Below are 16,905 nucleotides of genomic sequence, written 5' to 3' on the forward strand. Positions count from 1 at the left end.
TGCCTTAAGATAGGTCCATGAGTTCGCGCGCGGCCGCCAAAACCAGATCGACCGACCAGAAGGCCGACCGCCCGGCGCGGCTGCTCGCCTGGTATGATCGGCATCGCCGGACGCTGCCGTGGCGTGCGGTGGCGGGGGAGCTGGCGGATTCGTACCGCGTATGGCTGTCCGAGATCATGCTGCAGCAGACCACGGTGCGGGCGGTCGGACCTTACTTCGAGAAATTCGTGGCGCGCTGGCCCGACGTCACCGCGCTCGGCCGCGCCTCGCTCGACGACGTCCTGAGGATGTGGGCCGGGCTCGGCTATTATTCGCGGGCGCGCAATCTGCACGCCTGCGCGGTTGCGGTGACGGGCGATCATGGCGGGGTCTTTCCGGACACCGAGGAGGGCCTGCGCGCGCTGCCCGGGATCGGGCCCTACACGGCGGCGGCGATCGCCGCGATCGCGTTCGACCGCCGCACCATGCCTGTGGACGGCAATATCGAGCGCGTGGTCACCCGGCTCTACGCCATCGAGGAGGCGTTGCCGCAGGCCAAGCCGCAGATCAAGGAGATGGCCGCGACGTTGCTCGGCCCGGCTCGCGCCGGCGACAGTGCGCAGGCGCTGATGGATCTCGGCGCCACCATCTGCACGCCGAAGAAGCCGGCCTGCGCATTGTGTCCGCTGAATGACGATTGCGCAGGCCGCATCCGGGGCGACCAGGAAACCTTCCCGCGCAAGGCGCCGAAGAAGAGCGGCACGTTGCGCCGCGGCGCCGCCTTCGTGGTGACGCGCGGCGGCGATCTCCTGGTGCGCTCGCGCCCGGAAAAAGGCCTGCTCGGCGGCATGACCGAGGTGCCGGGATCGCAATGGCAGGCCGGGCTGGAAGATGCTGCCGCACTTGCGCAGGCGCCGGAACTCAAGGGTGTCGAGCGCTGGCACCGCAAGGCCGGCGTCGTCACCCATGTGTTCACGCATTTCCCGCTCGAGCTCGTCGTTTACACCGCGAGCGTTGCGTCGCGGACCCGCGCGCCGGAGGGCATGCGCTGGGTGCCGGTGGCGACGCTGGACGGCGAGGCGTTTCCGAACGTGATGCGCAAGGTTGTCGCGCACGGGCTCGATCTCTGACGCCGGCCCATTTTTTTGAGCATGATCTCCGCGCTAACGCGTTCCGCGTTTGTCGCGAGGGAAAACCAGTTGCCACTTTTCCGGATCATGCTCTGACCTGCTGACACCATGCTGGCAGCAGTGCTCGGTTACGACCTCCGGGACAATGGAGGCCATCATGATCGCAACCGCGCTCGACCACATCCCGAGACCGCCTTGCGCCAACCTGCTCGGCTGGCAGCTCGTCGATGCACGCCCGCAGGAGGGCTGGATCAGGATCGTCTTCGACGGCAAGCCGGAGTTTTGCAATCCGGCCGGTTTCGTCCAAGGCGGCATGCTGTCATCGATGCTCGACGACACGATGGGGCCGGCGGTGTTCGTGATGACCGAGGGCAGGCTCTACACCACGACGATCACGATGACCGTGAATTTCCTCGCGCCCGCCAAGCCCGGGCCGATCACCGGCGAGGCGACGGTGACGCAGCTCGGCAAGACCATTGCCTTCGTCGAGGGCCGGCTGACCTCGGCTGAAGGCACGCTGCTCGCGACGGCGAGTAGCAGCATCCGCCTGGTGGAAGCTGCACGGGCGCTGCGGTAAGGCGCTTGCGCTCCAGCTAATTCCGTCACCCTGAGGAGCGCGCATCTCGCGCGCGTCTCGAAGGGTCGACGGCCCCGCTGGTGGCCGTGCATCCTTCGAGGCTCGCTCCGCTCGCACCTCAGGATGACGGGGATAGATTTCGCAACATAAGCAAAGCTAACCTGGCCGCCGCACGATCGGCGGCTTGGCGTTCAGCCCCTCGACCTGGAAGCCGGCGACGCGCTTGTAATTGGCGGCGATGTCTTCCAGCTCCTGCTGCGACAGCACGTCGGTGACGACCTTGAAGCCATCAGGCGCGCGCTCCTCGACGAGCTGCATCACCTGTTCGGGGCCGTTGCGGCGGTTCAGCATCACGAGATCGGTGGTCGCGGGCCGCCGCTCGGCCTCATAGGCCGCGAGTGCGGCCTGCGTCGCGCCATGCGCCAGGATTTCGCGCGTCAGCGTGCGCGCATCCAGAATCGCCTGCGAGGCGCCGTTGGAGCCGATCGGGTACATCGGGTGCGCGGCATCGCCCATCAGCGTGACGCGGCCGAAGGTCCATTGCGGGATCGGGTCGCGATCGACCAGCGGATATTCATAGGCATGCGGACAGTTCCGGATCAGGCCCGGCACGTCCAGCCAGTCGAAATTCCAGCTCTCGAACCACGGCAGGAACTCGTCGAGTTTTGCGGTGCGGTTGTAGTCCTCGCGGCGCCACTGATAGGTCGGAGGCATGTGACGCTCGGCGACCCAGTTGATGTCGAACTTGCCGTCGGCGCCGGCTTCCTTCGAGATCGGGTAGCAGACGAATTTCAACGTCTCGTGGCCGGCCATGATCATGGTGCGGCCGGTCAGGAAGGCGTTGCCGCGGGTGATGCCGCGCCACAGGATGCGGCCGTTCCAGATCGGCGGCCCTTCCTGCGGATAGAGCTTCTCGCGCACCGCCGAATGGATGCCGTCGGCGGCGATCAGCACCGCGCCGTCATGGCTGCCCGCCGGCTTGCCGGTAGCGCGGTCGATGAAGTCGGCGCGGACGCCGTCCGCCGTCTCGGTCCAGCCGGTGAGGTGATGGCTGGTCAGGATGTTCGCAGCTCCCAGCCGTGCGGTCGCGGCATCGAGCAGCAGCTGTTGCAGGCGGCCGCGATGGATCGAGAATTGCGGCCATTTGTAACCGGCCTCGAGCCCGCGCGGCTCGCTCCAGATCGGCTTGCCGTGCTTGGAGAAATAGGCGAGCTCGCGGGTGCGGACCGCCGATGCGTCGAGCACGTCATGCAGGCCGAGTTCGATCAATTCGCGCACCGCATGCGGCAGCACGTTGATGCCGACGCCGAGCGGCTTTAGCTCGGGCACGCTCTCGAACACGCGGCAGGGCACCCCGATCTGATGCAGGCTGAGCGCCAGCGTCAGCCCGCCAATTCCGCCACCTGCAATGAGTACAGTCATGAAAAGCCCTCTCGATTGCCACGGTCATCGCACAGCGGCGGCGCCGCGGGCAAGGTCCGCGGCGGCGCGCGGGGTGGACGGCAAGGGATGCTGCCGCTAACGTCCGCCGCATCCCATAAAAAGGTAAGGGCCGGGTTCGCCACGAACCGACAAGGCCCGCAGAGGACAACGACATGCTCAAGCTCTATACCGCCCCCGGCACCTGTGCGCTCGCCTCCCACATCGCGCTGGCCGAAGCCGGCGCGCCCTATACGATCGAGCGGCTCGACTTCAAGGTCAACCAGCAGAACAGCCCGGAATATCTCAAGATCAACCCCAAGGGCCGCGTGCCCACGCTGGTGACCGATCGCGGCGTGCTGACCGAGACCCCGGCGATGCTGGCCTACATCGCGCAGACCTATCCGCAGGCGAAGCTCGCGCCGCTCGACGACGCCTTCGCGTTCGCCAGGCTGCAGTCCTTCAATTCCTATCTTTGCTCGACGGTGCATGTCTGCCACGCCCACAAGATGCGTGGCGCGCGCTGGGCGACGCAGGAGACGTCGTTCGCCGACATGAAGACGATGATCCCGAAGACCATGGGCGCCTGCTTCAACCTGATCGAGCGCGACATGCTCACGGGTCCCTGGGTGATGGGCGACAGCTACACGGTGGGCGACGCCTATCTCTATACACTGACGCTCTGGCTCGACGGCGACGGCGTCGACATCGCGACCTTGCCCAAGGTGAAGGCGCATCGCGCTGCGATGGAGCAGCGGCCGGCGGTGCAGAAGGTGCTGGCGGAGCAGAGGGGGTAGGTAACAAACTCGCTGTCGTCCCGGCCAAGCGAAGCGCGAGCCGGGACCCATAACCACAAATCTCGCCTGTGGCGCGACGCTGGGGCCACAGGCCTTCATCCCCAATTCACAGCTGTGGTTATGGGTCCCGGCTTTCGCCGGGACGACGTCGGGGATGGACCTTGGGCCTCACACCTTCCCCGTCTCCAGCTCGCGTCCGGTCTCCAGCATCAGCTTGCGCAGCCAGATCGAGCCCGGATCCATCTGCGCCCGCGTTGGGTAGAACATGTGCTGCTCGTCGATCCCGGGATCGAGCGGCGGTGTCACCGTCACCAGCGACAACTGCTTCGACAGCGCCGAGATCAGCCGGCGCGGCACGAAGGCGACGAGGTCGGTGCGCGCGGTGACGTGCAGCGCCTCGATATAGCCCGGCACCACCAGCGCGATCCGCCGCTCGATGCCCTTGCCGCGCAGCCAGGTGTCGATCAAATCCTCGTTGTGGCCGCGGATGATCACGCCGACATGCCGCGCGGCGAGGAACGCCTCGCGCTTCCTCAGCTTCGCGCCGACCGGGTGGCCGCGCCGCACCGCGAGCGCATCGATGTCGGTGTAGAGCCGCTGGCGGTGAAAGCCCTTGAAGGAGTCGCCGATCGAGATCACGAGATCGATGGTGCGGGCGAAATCGGGGGTGAAGATCGGCGAGCTCCGCCACGGCACCACGTCGATCGTGACGTTCGGCGCCAGCCGCGTGACCTTCTCCATCAGCGGCGGCATCAACAGCTCGACCGCGAGGTCGGGCATCATCAGGCGGAAATGCCGCTCGCTGCGCGCGGCGTCGAACTCGTCGGAGATGAACAGCGTGCGCACCTGGTCGAGCGCCTGCGCCAGCGGCGAGCGCAGCGCCTGCGCTCGCGGCGTCAGCTCCATCCGCGCGCCGTTGCGCACCAAGAGCGGATCGCCGATCAGGTCGCGCAGCCGCTGCAGCGCGTGGCTGGTCGCCGGCTGCGACAGGCTGAGCCGCATCGCGGCGCGGCTGACACTGGCGTCGCGCAGCAGGGCGTCGAGCGCGACCAGCAGGTTGAGGTCAAGCGAATTCAAATTCATCAAGTGAATATATATCATATCGCCTATCGATTGGAAGAATGCGCGTCGGCGCCGCATGGTCAGGAGGCAAGGCGTTCTCACGCGTAGCGAACCGCGGTTCGCGCGCAGGAGCGCCTGAGATCACAGCCAACCGACGCAAGGAGACGCGCCATGAGCGCAACCGACAACAAGAAACTGGTGCAGGAGATATTTGTGATCGCGGGCAGTCCCGATCCCGCGGTGCGCGAGAAATCGCTGTTCATGACTGTCCTTGCCGACGACGCGGTCTGGACCGTGACCGGGCAGTATTCCTGGTCGCGCACCTTCACCGGCAAGCAATCGATCATGACCGATCTGCACGGCCATGTCCGCTCCAGGCTGGTCGAGCGCGGCCGCACCGTCGCGCATCGCATCATCGCCGATGGCGACATCGTCGTGGTCGAGGCCAAGGGCAACAACCTCACCAAGGAAGGCCAGCGTTACGACAACGACTACTGCCTGGTGTTCCGCTTCGACGGCGGCCGGATCAAGGAGGTGCGGGAATATTGCGACTCGGTCCTGACCGAGAAAGCCCTCGGTCCGTTTCCGGCTGCCGGGGTTCGGGCGGCGGGTTGAACCACGGACTGCCGCAGTCCTGGCAGCGCTGGCCTGGTTCCGGCAGTGGCGCGAGAACCGGCGCTCATGGCGGCAGCTCGCCACCATGAGCGAACGCGAGCTGCAGGATATCGGCGTCTGCCGCGCCGACATCTCTCATGGTCGGCACGACCGGGGCAGGCCGTACTGGCCGCCGTAATATGCGATGCGACAATGCGCAGGGTGGGCAACGCGTCAGCGCGCCCACCCTGCGCAGCGTCCGGGGATGGCTTATGCCACCTTGTTCTTGAGGTGGCCGAACATGATGTCGCGGGCCGCGTCGTCCATCTCGGCCTTGAAGGTGTGCTTGTCCTTCAGCGCGATCGCGCGCGCCGCCGCCGGCCGCGCCGAGATCTCGTCGACCAGCCGCTTCACGTTCGGATATTTGGCATAGCCTTCCTCGCCGAGGATGAACGGCGCCATCCGCGCCCAGCCCCAGAATGCCATGTCGACGATGGTGTAGCTGTCGCCGACCATGTAGCGCTGTTTCGCCAGGTGATCGTCGAGGATCTTGTAGTGGCGGTGCGCCTCGTACTGATAGCGATTGTTGGCGTAGTCGAGGTCCTTCGGCGCGAAATGCTTGAAGTGCACGGCCTGGCCGGAATACGGGCCGAGGCCGGTCGCGATGAACATCAGCCAGGACAGCGTCGCGGCGCGGTTAGCCGGGGTGTTGGCGGGCAGGAACTTGCCGTGCTCCTCGGCGAGGTAAAGCAGGATGGCGTTGCTGTCGAACACCAGCACGCCGTCATCGTCGATCGCCGGCACCTTGCCGTTCGGATTGACCTTCAGGAAATCAGGCGCGAACTGCTCGCCCTTGCGGGTGTCGACCGGGATCGCCTCGAACGGCAGGCCGGATTCTTCCAGGAACAGTGCGACCTTGTTCGGGTTCGGCGCGCCATTGAAATAGAATTTGATCATGAAGTGACTCCCTTGGTTGTTGCGACCGGCGAGACGGGACGCGGCGGGGAAGGCCGCAGACGGGTCCCTCTTGCGCAAATTTCGCCGCAACGCGCAAGCGACGAGTTTGTGAATCAGGGTCGCGTGCCGCGCCGGTCAGCCGGCCCAGAAGAAGCCCAGGATACCCGCGGCGACCAGCGCAATTCCCGCGAGGTCCAGCAGGGCGGCGGAGCGGGTCGCGGCATGCAGGTGTGAAAGCTGCGTCGCGCGCTCGGAGCCGCGGGCAAAGCCGTGCACGATGATCTCTTCGTTGAATTCGCCATGCGCCTCGAGGGCGAGCGTCAGCCCGACGCAGACCAGCAGGATGCCGAAGATGATCAGGCCGAAGAATCCGAGCAGGCCGATCAGCAGCATCGGAAACATGCCGAGCAGGAAGATCGGCAGCAGCGGCACCAGCAGCAAGGTCTCGGATTGTCTTCGCATCGGGGCGACCAATCGAAACGGCAAATGACGGAGGTCAGTGTAAGCCCGCCGCCGTGGCGCAACAAGGCGGCCGCGTTCAAGACGGCGTCATTTCCCTCCTCATTCCGGGTTCTCGCTTCGCGAGCCCCGGAATGACGGAGGAGGATAAAGTCGGCCCAGGTCTCAGAACCGTAGGATGGGTGGAGCGAAGCGATACCCATCGATCACACGGCGAGAAAGTGATGGGTTTCGCTTCGCTCTACCCATCCTACGCTACTGCGATGGTGGAACGCCTGCTCAGCCCACCGCCATCTCGGAGCGGATCTCGGCGCGCAGCTCGTCGATCAGGCGCAGGCCGGTCTTGGTCTCGACATGCCAGAACGTCCAGCCGTTGCAGGCGCCGGAGCCCTGCGCGACCGCGCCGATGCGGTGGATCGAGCCGACCTTGTCGCCGAGCATGATGGCGCCGTCGGCGCGCACCAGGGCGCCATGGCGCTTCTTGGCGTCGACCAGCTTTGCGCCGGGCACGATCATGCCGCGTTCGATCAGTTCGGAGAACGCCACGCGCGGCGCCTCGCGCGCGGTCATGAACGGCGCCAGCGTTGCTTCCGGCAGCGGTTCGATCGCGGCGATGCGGGCTTCGGCGGCAGCGGCATAGGTCCGGTCGCGCTCGAAGCCGATATAGTTGCGGCCGAGGCGCTTGGCGACGGCGCCGGTGGTTCCGGTGCCGTTGAACGGATCGATCACGAGATCGCCGGGCTTCGACGACGACAGCAGCACGCGGGCGAGCAGTTGCTCGGGCTTCTGCGTCGGATGAACCTTCTTGCCGTCGTCGCCCTTGAGGCGCTCCTCGCCGGTGCACAGCGGGATCAGCCAGTCGGAGCGCGCCTGCACATCCTCGTTGGACGCCTTCAGCGCTTCATAGTTGAAGGTGTAGCCCTTGGCCTTCTCGTCGCGCGCGGCCCAGATCATGGTCTCGTGCGCGTTGGTGAAGCGGCGGCCGCGGAAGTTCGGCATCGGATTGGACTTGCGCCACACGATGTCGTTCAGGAGCCAGAAGCCGAGGTCCTGCATGATCGCGCCGACGCGGAAGATATTGTGATAGGAGCCGATCACCCATAGCGTTGCCGACGGCTTCATCACGCGGCGGCAGGCGAGCAGCCAGGCCCGGGTGAAATCGTCATAGGCAGCGAACGATGAGAACTTGTCCCAGTCGTCGTCGACGGCATCGACATGCGATTCGTCGGGGCGCTTGAGATCGCCCTTGAGCTGCAGATTGTAGGGAGGATCGGCGAAGACCAGGTCGACCGAGCCGGCCTGAAGCTTCGACAATTCGGCCACGCAATCGCCAATGACGATGTGGCTCGACGGGGCACTCTCAAATTTAGTGCGGGGCGCCCTTGCAGACGCCCCGCGACGCGACACTACCATGACTCAAGAACTCTGACTCAGGCGACGCTGTCGGCGACGCGGGACTAAACAACCGACTGGCGTCACATTGACCCGGCAAAGTAAAAATCGACTTAATTGGAAATGTTCATGCAAAAGATTGCAGCATCTTTCGAACGACCTGGCGCATTGTCGTTGGCGTTGTGCTGCAACATCAGCGCGTTCTGCAAAAAATTTTGCGGATCATCAAACCGGCACGATTCGGCCGGTAAATCGGCCGGCGTTTGCAGTGTTCGCGGCGCAAAGGATGCGCGTGCAACGGGCTAGGCAATTTTTGCCGGGCAGGATATTGATTAACAGAATGGAAATTTTAGGTTGGTGTGTCCCGCAATGGGTCGCCGACGGGAATGAAGGGAAACCGCCATGCGTTATGATGATTTCCGCCGCAGCGACGACATCGAAGACCGTCGCGACGACAGCGGAGGCGGCGGCGGTGGTGGCGGCTTCGGGATTCCGATGGGCGGCGGTGGCGGGCTCGGCATCGGCACGGTCATCGTGCTCGGCCTGCTCGGCTACGCCTTCGGCATCGACCCGCGCATTCTGATCGGCGGCGCCGAGATTCTCACCGGCGGCGGCCAGGCGCCGAGCTACCAGACCGATCGGCAGTCGTCGGGCGGGCAGGCCAAGCGCGGCGCGCCGACCGACGAGATGGGCAGCATGATCGCCGGCATCCTCGGTGAGATCGACGATCGCTGGAGCGAGATCTTCCAGGCCAGCGGTCAGTCCTACACCGGTCCGAAGATCGTGCTGTTCCGCAACGCCACCAATGGCGGCCGCTGCGGCATGGCGCAGTCGGCGATGGGACCGTTCTACTGCCCGCCGGACAAGACCATCTTCCTCGACACCGGGTTCTTCCGCGAGGTCGAGACGCGCTTCCGCGGCTGCTCGGGCAACGCCTGCAAGTTCACCGCGGCCTACATCATCGCGCATGAGGCCGGCCATCACATCCAGAATCTGCTCGGCATCATCCCGCGCGTGAACCGGCTGCAGCAGCAGGCCGGCAGCAAGGCCGAGGCCAACGCGCTGCAGGTCAAGGTCGAGCTGCAGGCCGATTGTCTCTCCGGCGTCTGGGTCAATCGCGAAGAGAAGAAGCGGCCCGGCTTCCTCGAGGCCGGCGACATCGACGCCGCGCTGACCACCGCGAACGCGATCGGCGACGACACGCTGCAACGGCAGGCGACGGGCCGGGTGGTGCCGGATTCCTTCACCCACGGTTCCGCCGCGCAGCGCAAGCAATGGTTCATGACCGGCTATCAGCAGGGCACCGTGCAGGCCTGCAACACGTTCGGTGGCGGTTAGATCTAGCCGCGCGCCGGTAGCGTCATCCCCGGATGAGCGCTAATGCGCTCACTCGGGAGGTGCTCGCCTCTTGGCGAGCCTCGAAGGATGACGGAGCCCGCGGCCCATCCTTCGAGGCTCGCTTCGCGAGCACCTCAGGATGACGCCGGTGGGTGGGAGAAAGGTGTAATCGTGTCATCCATCGACGAGACCAAGCAATTCGTCCCGCTCAACATCGCGGTGCTGACGATTTCCGACACCCGCACGCTGGCGGATGACAAGTCGGGCACCACGCTGGCCGATCGCCTTACCGCGGCCGGCCACAAGCTCGCGGCGCGCGAGATCGTCACCGACGACGTCGAGGCGATCCGTGCGGTGATGCGGCGCTGGATCGCGGACCCCGGCGTCGATGCCGTCATCACCACCGGCGGCACCGGCTTTACCGGCCGCGACGTGACGCCGGAGGCGGTCGAGCCGCTGTTCGAGAAACGGATGGACGGCTTCTCGATCGCCTTCCATATGCTGAGCCATGCCAAAATCGGCGCGTCGACGATCCAGAGCCGCGCCACCGCCGGCGTTGCCGGCGCGACCTTCATCTTCTGCCTGCCCGGTTCACCCGGCGCCTGCCGCGACGGCTGGGACGGCATTTTGGCCGCGCAGCTCGACTACCGCACGCGCCCCTGCAATTTCGTCGAGATCATGCCGCGGCTCGACGAGCACCTGCGCCGCCCGAAGGCGAAGGGGTCGAGCGCGTAGGCTCCTATCCCTCGTCATTCCGGGGCGTGCGAAGCACGAAACCGGAATCTCGAGCCTGGTCCCCGTAGCCCGGATGAAGCGAAGCGAAATCCGGGGCAGTTTTCCCGCGGCGGTAGCGTTCCCGTATTGCGCTGCGCTCCATCCGGGCTACGGAGCCAAAATTCCGCGATCGGGAAGCTATCAACCGCTGATCAGCCTGACCAAGCCGCGCCACAACGCCCGAACCGCGTCGCGATACGCCTCGGCGCGCAGCGCATGCGCCCTGCGGGTATAGAATGTGATCAGCTCAGCCGTCACGCGCCGCCCGGATTCGCGGCGCTGCGGCTTCACAACTCCAGCTCCCAGGTCTCGCCGACCAGATCGGCGCCGAAGCTGTGGTGCTTCTCTTCCTTGACGCGCTGAAAGCCGGCGCGGGCGTAGATGCCGCGCGCGGCGACCAGGATGCTCTGGGTCCACAGCGTCATCTTCTTGTAGCCCTTCTCGCGCGCAGTGCGGATGCACTGCTCGACCAGGGCGCGGCCAACGCCGAGCCCGCGCGCCTTCTCCTCGACCAGCAACAGCCGCAGCTTGGCGATCCCGTCGCCGCCATTGACCAGGAAGATCGAGCCGACCGGCTCGCCGTCGACCTCCGCGATCCAGCAATGCTCGCGGACGGGATCGAACGATCGCAGAAACTGCGCGCAGATCTCTGCGACCAGCGCCTCGTAGCTGATGTCCCAGCCGTATTCCGCGGCATAGGCTTGTCCCTGTCGCGAGACGACCCAGCCCATGTCGCCGACGCGGTGGCTGCGCAGCAGGAAGCCGGTGGGTTTTTGCATGGTTGGCTCCAACGCTTGTTCGATTGTGCTCATCGCATGCACCACCGCGGCGCGGTGGTTGCTGTCGATCTGCATCAGCAGGGCCGCGACCTCGTCGCGCGAGCGGGTGTCGAGGTCTGCGGCCGTGGCGCGGCCCTTGGCGGTCAGCGCCACCTCGTTGACGCGCTTGTCGGCCTTCGACGGTTTGCGTGTCACGATCTGGCGGCGCTGCAGCGCTGCCAGCGTGCGGCTGACGAAGCCGGCATCGAGGTCGAGGTCGCGCACCAGGTCGGTGGCGATGCAGTGATCGCGATGCGCCAGCTCGTAGATGATCCGCGCTTCCTGCAGCGTGAACGGGGAGTGCAGCAGCTTCGGCTCGATGATGCCGAGCTTGCGGGTATAGAACCGGCTGAAGCCGCGGACTGCGGCGACCTGGCTCTCTAGGGCTGTGTCATAGGAATTTGATTTCATCAAATATATTATTTGACGGAATCAAATAATATGCAAGAGCCTTTACGCGACCATGATCCGGCTGCGCAGCATGGTGCGGGAGGAGCGGCCGAGCCGGCGCAGCAGCCGGGCCTCGGAGCGGCGGGCGTCCGGCCGGTAGCCGCCGATCCGATCGTAATGCTCGCGCGCGATCAGCAGGCCCTGTTCGGCGGAGGGCCCGGCGATCATCCGGGCGACGAATTTGAGGCCGTCGCGCAGGCCGGGGTCGGAGTAGGGCGCGCGGGCGTAGCGGAAGATGCCGGCGCGATCCTTGCCGCTCGCCGCCACCATCTGGATGAACTGGGTGGTCTCCTCGATCCAGCCGGCATCGAGCACCGCGCCAGGATGCAGGAACATCAGCCAGGGCGAGCGCGCCTGCCGTGCGCCGGCCGCCAGCGCCGCGGCGCGCGTGCCCTCGAAACGCAGGAAGCGGCAGCCGGCGACGTCGGCAACGCGCTCCATGATGTCGGTGTTGGTGCGGTCGACCAGCAGCACTTCGCGGATCACGCCGGCGGCCGCGCCCGGCACCAGCGCGGCCAAGGTTGCGACCGCGGTGCGCTCGATCCCGTCGGTTGGAATGATCACGCTCAGCATGATTTGAGGCTTCGGTGGCTCAAACGGTTCTGGAAACTCCGGCCGTGTTATCACCTTGTCATATTCAAAGCAGCCTGTTCGCTTGCAGAATTTTGTAGCAAGGTTCTGTGGAATTTCTTCGCCCGTGTTCTTGATTTGTTCTCGCGCTGTGTTAGCTTCAAAGCATGAGCCGAGCATCCTCTCATGCCCTCAAGCACCCGCCGGTAACGGCGCCCTCCGATAACCCGGCGGGTGCACCCACCCCTTTTCCCGAGCTTGCGGTCGCGATCGAGCGCGAGCGGCGGCGCGGCCGCGGTGCGCAGTCCAACGCCAGCGGCCGCTATGAGGCCGAGGCGCGGGTCGCCTTCGACGACGGCTGGCAGAGCCTCGAAGACCTGCCGCCTTTTTCCACCAGCGTGGCGCTCGACACCTCGCGCAAGGTGATCACCCGCAACGACTCGCCCGACATCGGCTTCGACCGCTCGATCAATCCCTATCGCGGCTGCGAGCACGGCTGCGTCTATTGCTTCGCGCGGCCGACCCACGCCTACCTCGGCCTGTCGCCGGGGCTCGATTTCGAGTCAAAACTGTTCGCCAAGCCGGACGCGCCGGCGCTGCTCGAGAAGGAGCTGGCGGCGCCCGACTATGAGGCGCGGATGATCGCGATCGGCACCAACACCGATCCCTATCAGCCGATCGAGCGCGAGCGGAAAATCATGCGCGGCATTCTCGAGGTGCTGGAGCGCGCCGGCCATCCGGTCGGCATCGTCACCAAGTCGGCGCTGGTGACCCGCGACATCGACATCCTGGCGCGGATGGCCAAGCGCAATCTCGCCAAGGTCGCGCTCTCGGTGACGACGCTCGATCCGAAGCTCGCCCGCACCATGGAGCCGCGCGCCTCGACCCCGCCGAAGCGGCTCGAGGCGATCAAGCGGCTCGCGGACGCCGGAATCCCGACCACTGTGATGGTCGCGCCCGTGATCCCGGCGTTGAACGATTCGGAGATCGAGCGCATCCTCGATGCCGCCGCCTATGCCGGCGCCAGGGAGGCGAGCTACGTGCTGCTGCGGCTGCCGCTCGAGGTCCGCGATCTCTTTCGTGAATGGCTGATGGCGAACTATCCGGACCGCTACCGCCACGTCTTCACGCTGATCCGCGACATGCGCGGCGGCCGCGACTACGACTCGCAATGGGGCACGCGGATGAAGGGCACCGGCCCGATGGCCTGGATGATCGGCCGCCGCTTCGAGATCGCCTGCGAAAAGCTCGGCCTCAACAAGCGGCGCACCAAGCTGACCACCGATCACTTCGCCAAGCCGAAGCGCAGCGGGCAGCAGCTCAGTCTGTTCTAGCGCCATAGGCGTCATTGCGAGGAGCGAAGCGACGAAGCGATCCACGCTTCGGCATATGCGGTACGATGGATTGCTTCGCTTCGCTCGCAATGACGGGAAAGGTAAATATGAGTAACATCCCGACCGCACGCTTCACCGTCCTCACGCTCGGCGTCAGCAACATGCGCGCCAGCATCGCCTTCTACGAATCCCTCGGCTTCACCAGAAAGATGCGTGCGACCGGCGAGGAAGTGGCCTTCTTCGAAACCGGCGCCACCGTGCTCGGGCTGTTCCCGTGGCATCTGCTCGCCGACGACGCCGGGCTGCCCGATCAGCCGCGGCCATCAGCATTCCGCGGCGTCTCGATCGCCTGGAACTGCAACGACGATGCCGAGGTCGATCGGGTGATGGCGTTCGCGCTGTCGAAAGGCGCCAAACTGCTGAAGCCCGCGCAGCCGACCAGCTATGGCGGCTATTGCGGATATTTCGGCGATCCCGACGGTCACGCCTGGGAAGTGGTGCGCGCGCCTGGTTTCGAGGTTCTCGCGAGCGGGCGGGTGTCGATTCCCGACTAGCGCGAGCCGGATTGAATAACAGGGAAGGGCGCCCGGTTCCCGGTTGCGCCGCCGAGCCGGCTTGATCACCATCCCCGCATGATTCGGGATAAGTCCAAAGCTGCGTCAAAGACCACGTCGAAAAAGGCGCCAGCCAAGCCGGCCAAGCGCGTCATCGCCGTGACCCGGCCGAGCTTCCGGCGCGAGCGTGTGCTGATCAAGCGCGGCGTCTGGCCGGTCGCCGGTTGTGACGAGGCCGGCCGCGGCCCGCTGGCCGGTCCCGTGGTCGCCGCCGCAGTCGTGCTCGATCCGGCTCGCGTTCCAAAAGGCCTCGACGATTCGAAGCGGTTGACCGCCGAGCGCCGCGAGGAACTGTTCGAGGAGATCTGCGCCACGGCTGCGTTCTCGGTCGCGGTGGCCTCGCCGGCGCGAATCGATCGCGACAATATCCTGCGCGCCTCGCTGTGGGCGCTGGCGCGTGCGGTGCATGCGCTGCCGGAGATGCCGAAGCACGTCTTCGTCGACGGCCGCGACAAGCTTGCCACGCCCTGCGACTGCGATGCCGTGATCGGCGGCGACGGTATCGTGGCCTCGATCGCTGCGGCCTCGATCATCGCCAAGGTGACGCGCGACCGCCTGATGTGCGCGCTGGCGCTGGATTGCCCCGGATACGGTTTCGAGCAGCACAAGGGCTACGGCGTGCCCGAGCACCTCGAGGCGCTGGACCGGCTCGGCCCGAGCAGCCATCACCGCAGCTTCTTTGCCCCCGTCGTCGCCGCGCGGCTGAAGCATTTCCCGCTTCCCGCCGAGCCCGACCTGTTCACGGTGGACGCCGAAAGCGGCACCGCGGCGTCGGAAGCGGCGTAGCGCGACGGCGCCCGCCCAGGCAACGGCGCCAACCCGCACAACGGTGTCATCGCCCGGCTCGACCGGGGCGATCCAGTATTCCAGAGGCGGTCGTTTTCGATCGAGAGGCCGCGGCGTACTGGATCACCCGCTTTCGCTTTCGCGGATGATGACGAGGCGAGCGGGTGGTGACAGGCGGAGATTGACTTAGCGGTGCAGGCACGGCCTACGCCGGTTGCCTCCATCGCCTTCGCCGTTTATCAAAACCCTCGGGATCAGATGGCGCCGCTGACGAGGTGGCTGGGGCATTTCAGGCGTTTCATGCGGTTTACCTCCCTGGTTGTCGAACTGATCCGTGCCCGGCCGCGCCTCGTGGTGTGGGTCGTGCTGCTGGTGCAGGCCGCGATCTGGCTGGTCCTGCCGCTGATCTTCTACGGCAGCCCGCCCGGCAACCTCGCCACCATCCTCGCCTTCGGCCGCGAATATCAGGTCGGCACCGACATGGGGCCGCCGCTGGCGTTCTGGCTCGCCGACATCGCCTTCCGCGCCGCCGGCAATCACGTGTTCGGCGTCTATCTGCTGGCGCAGGCCTGCGAGATCACAACCTTCATCGCCTTCTACCATCTGGCGCGCGCCATCGTCGGCGGCCCGCAGGGCGTGCTGGCGGTGCTGCTGTCGATGACGGTCGTGGTGTTCTCCTCGCCGAGCGTCGAGTTCGGCCCGCTGATCCTGGCGCGTCCGCTCTGGGCGCTCTTGCTGCTGCATTCCTGGCAATTGATCGGGCAGAACCGGCGCAGCGCCTGGTTCGCCTGGTCGATCGATTGCGGCCTGCTGCTGCTGACGACGCCGGCGGCGATCGGCATGATCCTGCTGGTCACAGGCTTTGCGGTCGCAACCGAGCGCGGGCGGCGCACGCTGCGCGCGGTCGATCCGCTCTATGCGCTGCTGGTCATCATCGTGCTGGCGCTGCCCTATCTGATTTGGCTCATCCGCGCCGACGTGCTGGCGCCGCCGGCACTGCCCGCGCTCGCCGATCTCAAGGCGCGGGCGCTGCGCTGGGGTGTCGTGCTCGGCGGGCTGATCGTGGCGACCGCTGCGATCGTGGTGCTGGCGATCCTCAATTCGCGCTGGTTTGCCCGCGACGGCGAGGATGCCCCGATCATCTACCGTCCGCCGGTCAGTCCGCTGGCGCAGCAATTCGTCTATTTCTTCGCGTTCGCGCCCGCGATCGTGAGCAGCTTCATCTCCGGCCTGTTCGATCTGGATCGCGCCTTCGGCGGCGCCGGCGTCGCGCTGTTGATGTCGGGGCTGGCGGTCGTGGTCGCGACCGGCGATCTGATTCATCTTAGGCGGCAGCGGCTGTTGCGCTCGGTGTGGGCCTTCGCGGTCGCTGCGCCTGCTGCCGCGGCGCTGGCGGCGGCGGTGTTCCTGCCCTGGACCAGCACCAAGGAGGTGCCGACCTCGCTGCCGGCAGCCGCGATGGGGCGCTTCTTCGACGACAGTTATGAGCGCCGCACCAACCAGCGCCTGCGCGCCGTCGCTGGCGATCCGGAGCTCGCCAGCCTGATCGCGATGAATGGGCGCCGCCCGCATCTGTTGCTCGATGCCGCGCCGCAGCGGACGCCCTGGCTGTCGGTCGCGAAGTTCAACGAGACCGGCGGCGTCGTGGTCTGGCGCGCGCAGGATACCGCCGGCACGCCGCCGCCCGAACTCGCGCAACGTTTCCCCGGCCTCGTGCCCGAAGTGCCACGCTCGTTCGACCGGCTGGTCAATGGCCGGCAGCCGGTGCTGCGGATCGGCTGGGCGATCGTGCGGCCGAAGGGGTAGTGAACGCGGATCTGTAGGATGGGTAGAGCGAAGCGAAACCCATCGACTC

General features: G+C 66.2%; 19 protein-coding genes. 11 read left to right on the top strand and 8 right to left on the bottom strand.

The genetic code is table 11. The annotated features are described in order from the left end of the window. The first annotated feature begins 17 nt into the window (after positions 1-17). Positions 18-1,109, top strand: a complete 1,092-nt coding sequence (gene mutY / locus AKN84_RS17890) for an A/G-specific adenine glycosylase (RefSeq protein ID WP_050421983.1) — start codon at positions 18-20, stop codon at positions 1,107-1,109. Positions 1,110-1,266: 157 nt separating this feature from the next. Beyond that, on the top strand, positions 1,267-1,686 hold the full coding sequence (locus AKN84_RS17895) for a PaaI family thioesterase (RefSeq protein WP_050422033.1): 420 nt from the start codon (positions 1,267-1,269) through the stop codon (positions 1,684-1,686). A 156-nt stretch (positions 1,687-1,842) separates the two neighbouring features. Here the strand turns inward: AKN84_RS17895 and AKN84_RS17900 are convergent, their stop codons facing one another. Next, positions 1,843-3,108: a flavin-dependent oxidoreductase gene (locus AKN84_RS17900; protein WP_050421984.1), complete on the bottom strand. Its 1,266-nt coding sequence runs from the start codon at positions 3,106-3,108 to the stop codon at positions 1,843-1,845. Positions 3,109-3,281: 173 nt separating this feature from the next. On the opposite strand from AKN84_RS17900, the gene AKN84_RS17905 reads away from it, so the two are divergent. Further along, positions 3,282-3,902 (top strand): glutathione S-transferase family protein, encoded by a 621-nt coding sequence (locus AKN84_RS17905; RefSeq protein ID WP_050421985.1) that lies wholly within the window; start codon positions 3,282-3,284, stop codon positions 3,900-3,902. A 168-nt stretch (positions 3,903-4,070) separates the two neighbouring features. Here AKN84_RS17905 and AKN84_RS17910 read toward each other — a convergent pair whose 3' ends face one another. Further along, positions 4,071-4,985 (bottom strand): LysR family transcriptional regulator, encoded by a 915-nt coding sequence (locus AKN84_RS17910; RefSeq protein WP_050421986.1) that lies wholly within the window; start codon positions 4,983-4,985, stop codon positions 4,071-4,073. A 150-nt stretch (positions 4,986-5,135) separates the two neighbouring features. Between AKN84_RS17910 and AKN84_RS17915 the strand changes: the two genes are divergently transcribed. After that, positions 5,136-5,579 carry a nuclear transport factor 2 family protein gene (locus AKN84_RS17915; RefSeq protein ID WP_050421987.1) on the top strand — a complete coding sequence of 148 codons (444 nt, stop codon included), beginning with the start codon at positions 5,136-5,138 and terminating at the stop codon, positions 5,577-5,579. A 28-nt stretch (positions 5,580-5,607) separates the two neighbouring features. Next, a complete protein-coding gene (locus AKN84_RS45625; RefSeq protein ID WP_244485246.1) occupies positions 5,608-5,757 on the top strand; it encodes a DUF1127 domain-containing protein in 150 nt (49 codons plus the stop codon). Positions 5,758-5,828: 71 nt separating this feature from the next. On the opposite strand, the gene AKN84_RS17920 is transcribed toward AKN84_RS45625, so the two are convergent. The 3 genes from AKN84_RS17920 to AKN84_RS17930 all read right to left on the bottom strand — a co-directional run bounded on the left by AKN84_RS17920 (position 5,829) and on the right by AKN84_RS17930 (position 8,387). After that, positions 5,829-6,515: a glutathione S-transferase family protein gene (locus AKN84_RS17920; RefSeq protein WP_050403955.1), complete on the bottom strand. Its 687-nt coding sequence runs from the start codon at positions 6,513-6,515 to the stop codon at positions 5,829-5,831. 135 nt (positions 6,516-6,650) lie between these two features. Then, a complete protein-coding gene (locus tag AKN84_RS17925; RefSeq protein ID WP_050421988.1) occupies positions 6,651-6,977 on the bottom strand; it encodes a hypothetical protein in 327 nt (108 codons plus the stop codon). A gap of 276 nt (positions 6,978-7,253) precedes the next feature. Then, complete coding sequence (locus AKN84_RS17930; RefSeq protein WP_050421989.1) at positions 7,254-8,387, bottom strand: site-specific DNA-methyltransferase; 1,134 nt, start codon at positions 8,385-8,387, stop codon at positions 7,254-7,256. Between the two features lie 381 nt (positions 8,388-8,768). Here AKN84_RS17930 and ypfJ point away from each other — a divergent pair, with 381 nt between their 5' ends. After that, positions 8,769-9,704: a KPN_02809 family neutral zinc metallopeptidase gene (gene ypfJ / locus AKN84_RS17935; RefSeq protein WP_050421990.1), complete on the top strand. Its 936-nt coding sequence runs from the start codon at positions 8,769-8,771 to the stop codon at positions 9,702-9,704. A 171-nt stretch (positions 9,705-9,875) separates the two neighbouring features. Next, positions 9,876-10,439, top strand: coding sequence for a molybdenum cofactor biosynthesis protein B (moaB, locus tag AKN84_RS17940; protein WP_050421991.1), 564 nt, complete (start codon positions 9,876-9,878; stop codon positions 10,437-10,439). 180 nt (positions 10,440-10,619) lie between these two features. Here moaB and AKN84_RS47395 read toward each other — a convergent pair whose 3' ends face one another. The 3 genes from AKN84_RS47395 to AKN84_RS17950 are packed head-to-tail and all read right to left on the bottom strand — an operon-like array spanning position 10,620 to position 12,319. Continuing rightward, positions 10,620-10,769 (bottom strand): RSP_7527 family protein, encoded by a 150-nt coding sequence (locus AKN84_RS47395; protein ID WP_157863317.1) that lies wholly within the window; start codon positions 10,767-10,769, stop codon positions 10,620-10,622. Next, complete coding sequence (locus tag AKN84_RS17945) at positions 10,766-11,707, bottom strand: bifunctional helix-turn-helix transcriptional regulator/GNAT family N-acetyltransferase (RefSeq protein WP_050421992.1); 942 nt, start codon at positions 11,705-11,707, stop codon at positions 10,766-10,768. The genes AKN84_RS47395 and AKN84_RS17945 overlap by 4 nt, the downstream gene beginning before the upstream one ends. Positions 11,708-11,749: 42 nt before the next feature. Beyond that, positions 11,750-12,319, bottom strand: a complete 570-nt coding sequence (locus tag AKN84_RS17950; RefSeq protein ID WP_050421993.1) for a glycosyltransferase family protein — start codon at positions 12,317-12,319, stop codon at positions 11,750-11,752. Between the two features lie 164 nt (positions 12,320-12,483). Between AKN84_RS17950 and AKN84_RS17955 the strand changes: the two genes are divergently transcribed. The 4 genes from AKN84_RS17955 (at position 12,484) to AKN84_RS17970 (ending at position 16,856) form a co-directional block, all read left to right on the top strand. Further along, positions 12,484-13,650 carry a PA0069 family radical SAM protein gene (locus tag AKN84_RS17955; protein ID WP_050421994.1) on the top strand — a complete coding sequence of 389 codons (1,167 nt, stop codon included), beginning with the start codon at positions 12,484-12,486 and terminating at the stop codon, positions 13,648-13,650. 107 nt (positions 13,651-13,757) lie between these two features. Further along, a complete protein-coding gene (locus AKN84_RS17960; RefSeq protein ID WP_050421995.1) occupies positions 13,758-14,204 on the top strand; it encodes a VOC family protein in 447 nt (148 codons plus the stop codon). Between the two features lie 78 nt (positions 14,205-14,282). Further along, the gene (rnhB, locus tag AKN84_RS17965) at positions 14,283-15,050 is read left to right on the top strand and encodes a ribonuclease HII (RefSeq protein WP_050421996.1); all 768 of its coding nucleotides are present in this window, start codon (positions 14,283-14,285) and stop codon (positions 15,048-15,050) included. Between the two features lie 300 nt (positions 15,051-15,350). After that, the gene (locus AKN84_RS17970; RefSeq protein ID WP_050422034.1) at positions 15,351-16,856 is read left to right on the top strand and encodes a glycosyltransferase family 39 protein; all 1,506 of its coding nucleotides are present in this window, start codon (positions 15,351-15,353) and stop codon (positions 16,854-16,856) included. Positions 16,857-16,905: the final 49 nt, after the last annotated feature.

Origin of the sequence: Bradyrhizobium tropiciagri, assembly GCF_001189845.1 — a bacterium.
Taxonomy (GTDB): Bacteria; Pseudomonadota; Alphaproteobacteria; order Rhizobiales; family Xanthobacteraceae; genus Bradyrhizobium; species Bradyrhizobium tropiciagri.

What these genes read in the sequence shown, in the direction of transcription:
- AKN84_RS17970 (WP_050422034.1), top strand. Translation starts at nt 15,351, where the DNA reads ATGCGGTTTACCTCCCTGGTTGTCGAACTGATCCGTGCCCGGCCGCGC.
- AKN84_RS17895 (WP_050422033.1), top strand. Translation starts at nt 1,267, where the DNA reads ATGATCGCAACCGCGCTCGACCACATCCCGAGACCGCCTTGCGCCAAC.
- AKN84_RS17915 (WP_050421987.1), top strand. Translation starts at nt 5,136, where the DNA reads ATGAGCGCAACCGACAACAAGAAACTGGTGCAGGAGATATTTGTGATC.
- AKN84_RS17950 (WP_050421993.1), bottom strand. Translation starts at nt 12,319, where the DNA reads ATGCTGAGCGTGATCATTCCAACCGACGGGATCGAGCGCACCGCGGTC.
- AKN84_RS17900 (WP_050421984.1), bottom strand. Translation starts at nt 3,108, where the DNA reads ATGACTGTACTCATTGCAGGTGGCGGAATTGGCGGGCTGACGCTGGCG.
- AKN84_RS17925 (WP_050421988.1), bottom strand. Translation starts at nt 6,977, where the DNA reads ATGCGAAGACAATCCGAGACCTTGCTGCTGGTGCCGCTGCTGCCGATC.
- rnhB (WP_050421996.1), top strand. Translation starts at nt 14,283, where the DNA reads ATGATTCGGGATAAGTCCAAAGCTGCGTCAAAGACCACGTCGAAAAAG.
- AKN84_RS17920 (WP_050403955.1), bottom strand. Translation starts at nt 6,515, where the DNA reads ATGATCAAATTCTATTTCAATGGCGCGCCGAACCCGAACAAGGTCGCA.
- mutY (WP_050421983.1), top strand. Translation starts at nt 18, where the DNA reads ATGAGTTCGCGCGCGGCCGCCAAAACCAGATCGACCGACCAGAAGGCC.
- ypfJ (WP_050421990.1), top strand. Translation starts at nt 8,769, where the DNA reads ATGCGTTATGATGATTTCCGCCGCAGCGACGACATCGAAGACCGTCGC.
- AKN84_RS17945 (WP_050421992.1), bottom strand. Translation starts at nt 11,707, where the DNA reads ATGAAATCAAATTCCTATGACACAGCCCTAGAGAGCCAGGTCGCCGCA.
- AKN84_RS17960 (WP_050421995.1), top strand. Translation starts at nt 13,758, where the DNA reads ATGAGTAACATCCCGACCGCACGCTTCACCGTCCTCACGCTCGGCGTC.
- AKN84_RS17910 (WP_050421986.1), bottom strand. Translation starts at nt 4,985, where the DNA reads ATGAATTTGAATTCGCTTGACCTCAACCTGCTGGTCGCGCTCGACGCC.
- AKN84_RS17905 (WP_050421985.1), top strand. Translation starts at nt 3,282, where the DNA reads ATGCTCAAGCTCTATACCGCCCCCGGCACCTGTGCGCTCGCCTCCCAC.
- AKN84_RS17955 (WP_050421994.1), top strand. Translation starts at nt 12,484, where the DNA reads ATGAGCCGAGCATCCTCTCATGCCCTCAAGCACCCGCCGGTAACGGCG.
- AKN84_RS17930 (WP_050421989.1), bottom strand. Translation starts at nt 8,387, where the DNA reads ATGGTAGTGTCGCGTCGCGGGGCGTCTGCAAGGGCGCCCCGCACTAAA.